The sequence below is a fragment of the Amycolatopsis sp. NPDC059021 genome, assembly GCF_042739895.1.
Lineage (GTDB): Bacteria > Actinomycetota > Actinomycetes > Mycobacteriales > Pseudonocardiaceae > Amycolatopsis.
This window is the reverse complement of sequence record NZ_JBHYIQ010000021.1, coordinates 1-4,425: the sequence shown is the minus strand read 5'-3', so window position 1 is coordinate 4,425 and position 4,425 is coordinate 1. Positions and strand designations below refer to the sequence as shown.

Below are 4,425 nucleotides of genomic sequence, written 5' to 3'. Positions count from 1 at the left end.
CCGCGGATCCCCCACCGCGGCCCCGCCCAACGCCCCCGCGACCGCCCCGGGCGGGGCGTAAACCCCCCCCGTGGTCGCGCCCCGCGCCGGGCGTCGCCCCCCGGTCCCCGCCCCCCCCCCGCCCCCCCCTCTCCCCTCTCCTCCTGAATCCCCATGTATCCAGGTTCGTCGCCCGCGACGCGTTCGTGATCAGGGAAGACCCTGAATTCCCCCGGAAGCCTGATATCAGGCGGTGAAGTCCACCACAACGAGTGCCTGGTCGTCGTGCCGCTTCGCGCGGGGCCAGCGCGTGCCGTCCGGGTCCTGCTTCTCGGCGGTGCGGACGGCGTCGAGCACCGCGTCCGGACCGTCCGAGCGGGCGAGGCGCAGTGCTTCGGGCCAGTCGAACAGGTGGTACTCGTCGACCCCGATCGCGACCCCGTCACTGGCCAGCAGCGCGACGTCCACCGTCGTCCTCGGCCAGGTCCGCCGCACCGCCTTCGCGGCCGCGCCGGGATCCGCTTCGGCGACCCAGAAACCGTCGTCGGCGTTGCGCCTGCGCCGGACGTCCGCGCCGGTCTGGAGCTTCCCGCCGTCTCGCAGCGTGACGAGCCGGTCGTCCGACACGACGTCCAGCTTGGTGTCGCCGAACCGCCCGAAGGCGACGATCGGGCTGTCCGCGAGCACCAGTGCCTCGACCTCGTCGGGTTGCCAGCGCAGCATCGCGACGGTGCTCGACGGCGCGTTCCCGGGCCGTAGGCCGTGCTCCGCGGCGACGTCGGCGATCGACGCGGCGAGCACGTCGGCCAGGTCCGCGTCCGGTTCGGCGTGCAGGCCGGCGGCGAGCCTGCCGGCGAGCAGCCCGGCGTACCAGCCGCCGGGAGGCAGGTCGGGGTGCGGTGAGGTGGCGCCGTCGAGCAGGAGGACCGCGTTGTCCAGCACCACGACGTGGTCCTCGGTGGGGCGGTCGGCGCCGTCCGCGCCGACCCCGGCCCGTTCGGCGATGGCGATGTCGGGCATCCCGCGACTGTAGTACGGCGTCAACTGAGGTTGACATACTCGGCGATGTCAACGTAAGTTGACAGCATGACTGAGGCAACGGACCTGGCCGCGCGAGCGGGCGATCGCGATCCCCGGGTGGGGCTGCGCGCCGTCGCCGCGCTCCGGCGGCTGCTGGAGCAACTGGAGGCCGTGCAGGTGCGCAGCGCGCGGGTGCACGGGTGGTCGTGGCAGGAGATCGCCGCCGAGCTGGGGGTCAGCAGGCAGGCGGTCCACAAGAAGTACGGGAGGCACTGATGTTCGAACGGTTCACCCCCGACGTCCGGTTCGCGCTCGTCGACGCGCAGCGGCTCGCCACCGAGATGGGTTCACGGGAGATCGAGCCGCTGCATCTGCTGGCCGAACTCGTCCGAAGCGCCGACAGCGACGCGTCCCGCCTGCTCACGCGGCTGGGGGTGTCACGAGACGACATCGCGGGGGAGCTCGAGCGGTTCCGCCGCCGGGGTGGGATCACCGACACCGACGCCGAGGCGCTGACGGAGCTGGGTATCGACGTCGAGCAGATCGTCGAACGGATCGAGCAGGCCCATGGTCCCGGCGCGCTCGCGGGACCGGGGCAGGGCCGCCGGGGCAAGCGCGCGCATCTGCCGTTCGCCCCGACGACGAAGAAGCTGATCGAGGGCAGTCTGCGGCAGGCGGTCGAGATCGGGGACAAGATCCTCGGGCAGGACCACCTCCTGCTCGCACTGGCGGCACAGCAGGGGGTCGCCGCCGACCTGCTCGCCCGGCACGGCGCCGACTATCCGACGCTGCGCCGGGCGATGCGGGAACGCAAGGCCGGCTAATGTGCGCCGTCTGGGCACCGTCGGTCCGGTTCCTCCTCTGGCAGGTCTTCCGTGCCGGGAGCTTCGGGACCGCGCCAGGTCACCAACGGCAGGAGGGCCTGAGCGAGCGGGCCGATGGCCAGCGCGTAGAACACCGTCCCCACGCCCACCGACCCGCCGAGCAGCCAGCCCGCGGCGAGCACGGTCACCTCGATCCCGGTGCGCACCAGCCGGACGGACCAGCCGGTGCGCGCCGCGAGGCCGGTCATCAGCCCGTCGCGCGGGCCGGGGCCGAGGCGGGTGCCGACGTAGACCGCCGTCGCGACGCCGTTGAGCACCACCCCGCCGGCCAGCAGCGTGATCTGCCAGGCGAGGACGTGCTGGTCCGGTAGTACGGCACGGACCAGGTCGACGACGATCGAGATGACCACGATGTTGGCGACCGTGCCGATACCGGGCCGCTGCCGGATCGGGATCCACAGCAGGAGCACGGCGACGGCGATGATCGCGGTGAGCGTGCCGAAGCTCAGTCCGGTGAGTTTGTTGAGCCCGTCGCTGAGGACGTCCCACGGGGCGAGGCCGAGATGTGCCCGGGTCATCATCGCCATGCTCGTGCCGTACAGGGCGAGGCCCGCGAGCAGCTGCGCACTGCGCCGCACGGGGGCGTGGGTGATCCGGACGGGGCGGAGATCGAGTTGTGCCACGGATCCACTATCAAGGCCAAGTGGTCTTGAAGACCATGGCCAATTCGTCATAATTGGCCTTATGCAACCCCAGATCCCGCCAGGTGGACGGATATCGGGTCCTCGATTGGCCGTTTTGCTGGGTTCCTGGCGGCAAGGTGGCTCGCGGCACGGAGCCGCCGACCTCGCGGCCGCCATCGAACTGCACGTCCTGGACGGCCAGCTCCCGCTCGGCACCCGGCTGCCCGCCGAGCGAGAGCTGGCCGAAGCGCTGGGGATCAGCCGGACACTGATCGGCGCGGCACTTGACCGGCTGCGGGAGAGCGGGATCGTGGCCAGCCGCCGCGGCGCCGGATCGTGGGTCGCGGCACCGAGGCGGCGAGGCGGCGGGCCGCTGATGCCCTCCGGCGACGGCCTGATCTGCCTCGCGCGCGCGGCGCCGTCGGCGCTTCCCGGCATGGCCGGGGTACTCGACACCGCCCGCCGGACACTCACCGAGCACCTCGGCGAGCACGGCTACTACGAGCGTGGGCTGCTGGAGCTGCGGGAACGCATCGCGCAGCGCTACACCGACCGTGGGCTGCCCACCTCGGCGTCGCAGGTGATGGTCACCAACGGCGCCCATCACGCGTTCGTGCTGGTCCTGCGCATGCTGACCGGGCCGGGCGACCGGGTGCTGGTCGAGCAGCCAACCTATCCGAACGCACTGGAGGCCATCCGGTCCGCGCACGCCGTCCCGGTGCCGGTCGCGCTCGATCCGGCGGGCGCGCGCGGCTGGGACATCGCCGGCATCGACGCCGCGGTACGCCAGGCGGCACCCCGGCTGGCCTACCTCGTGGTCGACTTCCACAACCCGACCGGCCTGCGGCTCGACGCGGAAGGCCGGGAGCGGCTCGGTGCGGTGCTGGCCAGGGCAAGGACACCGGTGGTGGTCGACGAAACCCTGGTCGAGCTGGACTACGAGAGTGACCCGCTGGACGGGCCGCCCCCGTTGGCCGCGGCGGCGGGGGACCTGGCGATCACTGTCGGTTCGGCGTCGAAGTCGCATTGGGGCGGTCTGCGGCTGGGCTGGATCCGGGCGTCGGAGGACATGCTGGGCAGGCTGGTCTCGTCGCGGTTCGCCGTGGATCTCGGGTCACCGGTGTTCGAACAGGTCGTGCTCGCGGAGCTGCTCGCCGAGGCGGGCTCCGGGATGCTGGCGCAGCGTCGCGAGGAGTTCCGTGCCCGCAGGGACGGGCTGGCCGAGGCGTTGAGCTGGTACTGCCCGGATTGGACGTGGACGCTGCCACCGGGTGGCCTGTCGCTGTGGTGCCGGCTGCCGGAGCCGATGAGCACCCGGCTCGCGGTCGCCGCCGCCGGACACGGTGTGCAGATCGCGCCCGGTTCGCGGTTCGGTGTCCACGGAGGACTGGAACGCTGGCTGCGCCTGCCCTTCGCGCAGCCACCGGATCGGCTCTACGAAGCGGTCCGCAGGCTCAGCGCCGCCGCGTCCTCCGTCCGCGGTACGCCCGCCCCGGTCGCCACCGAAGTCCCGATCGCCTGAACGACGACAACCGGTGCGCTGGATGGGGTCCGGTCCGGCCGCTCCAGGGATGGGCGGCGGTCGATGGGCATCCAGCGCACCGGTTGTGCGTGCCCGCTCCGGTGTCATCCGGCGCGGGCACCGCGGCGGCTTCCCGGCACAGCCCCTCGACGTGCCGGGAAGCGCCCGCGGTTTGGGTGGCTTCGGGCCTTGACGGTTTCCCGTTCGGCGCGGTGAACGGGAACCCCCGGAGCACACCCGGTGTGGGTCCCGGCGCCGCGGGGGCCGCGCCGGGGCCGGGCCCCGGCCCCCACCCCCCCGGCGGGGGGGGGGGTGTGGGGCCCGCGAGGGCTTCTGGTGGGTGTATTTGTTGTTTTTATGCTTCGCCGCCGCCACACCCAAGGGCATTTGGTCGATC

5 protein-coding genes are annotated in these 4,425 nt (G+C 72.7%); 3 read left to right on the top strand and 2 right to left on the bottom strand.

What is annotated here, in order from left to right; all coding sequences use genetic code 11:
- Positions 1-225 precede the first annotated feature (225 nt).
- The gene (locus ACFWX1_RS15005; protein WP_378387530.1) at positions 226-999 is read right to left on the bottom strand and encodes a hypothetical protein; all 774 of its coding nucleotides are present in this window, start codon (positions 997-999) and stop codon (positions 226-228) included.
- Between the two features lie 66 nt (positions 1,000-1,065).
- Here ACFWX1_RS15005 and ACFWX1_RS15000 point away from each other — a divergent pair, with 66 nt between their 5' ends.
- Together ACFWX1_RS15000 and ACFWX1_RS14995 are read left to right on the top strand one after the other, a co-directional pair.
- Entirely contained in the window at positions 1,066-1,275 is a 210-nt protein-coding gene (locus ACFWX1_RS15000; RefSeq protein WP_004559389.1) for a sigma factor-like helix-turn-helix DNA-binding protein, read from the top strand.
- Positions 1,275-1,823, top strand: coding sequence for a Clp protease N-terminal domain-containing protein (locus ACFWX1_RS14995; RefSeq protein ID WP_378387528.1), 549 nt, complete (start codon positions 1,275-1,277; stop codon positions 1,821-1,823). Before ACFWX1_RS15000 ends, ACFWX1_RS14995 begins: the two co-directional genes overlap by 1 nt.
- Here the strand turns inward: ACFWX1_RS14995 and ACFWX1_RS14990 are convergent.
- Positions 1,820-2,506, bottom strand: a complete 687-nt coding sequence (locus ACFWX1_RS14990; RefSeq protein ID WP_378387526.1) for a YitT family protein — start codon at positions 2,504-2,506, stop codon at positions 1,820-1,822. The genes ACFWX1_RS14995 and ACFWX1_RS14990 overlap by 4 nt on opposite strands.
- A 61-nt stretch (positions 2,507-2,567) precedes the next feature.
- Here ACFWX1_RS14990 and ACFWX1_RS14985 point away from each other — a divergent pair, with 61 nt between their 5' ends.
- Positions 2,568-4,028 carry a PLP-dependent aminotransferase family protein gene (locus tag ACFWX1_RS14985; RefSeq protein WP_378387524.1) on the top strand — a complete coding sequence of 487 codons (1,461 nt, stop codon included), beginning with the start codon at positions 2,568-2,570 and terminating at the stop codon, positions 4,026-4,028.
- Positions 4,029-4,425 lie beyond the last annotated feature (397 nt).

What these genes read in the sequence shown, in the direction of transcription:
- ACFWX1_RS15005 (WP_378387530.1), bottom strand. Translation starts at nt 999, where the DNA reads ATGCCCGACATCGCCATCGCCGAACGGGCCGGGGTCGGCGCGGACGGC.
- ACFWX1_RS15000 (WP_004559389.1), top strand. Translation starts at nt 1,066, where the DNA reads ATGACTGAGGCAACGGACCTGGCCGCGCGAGCGGGCGATCGCGATCCC.
- ACFWX1_RS14995 (WP_378387528.1), top strand. Translation starts at nt 1,275, where the DNA reads ATGTTCGAACGGTTCACCCCCGACGTCCGGTTCGCGCTCGTCGACGCG.
- ACFWX1_RS14985 (WP_378387524.1), top strand. Translation starts at nt 2,568, where the DNA reads ATGCAACCCCAGATCCCGCCAGGTGGACGGATATCGGGTCCTCGATTG.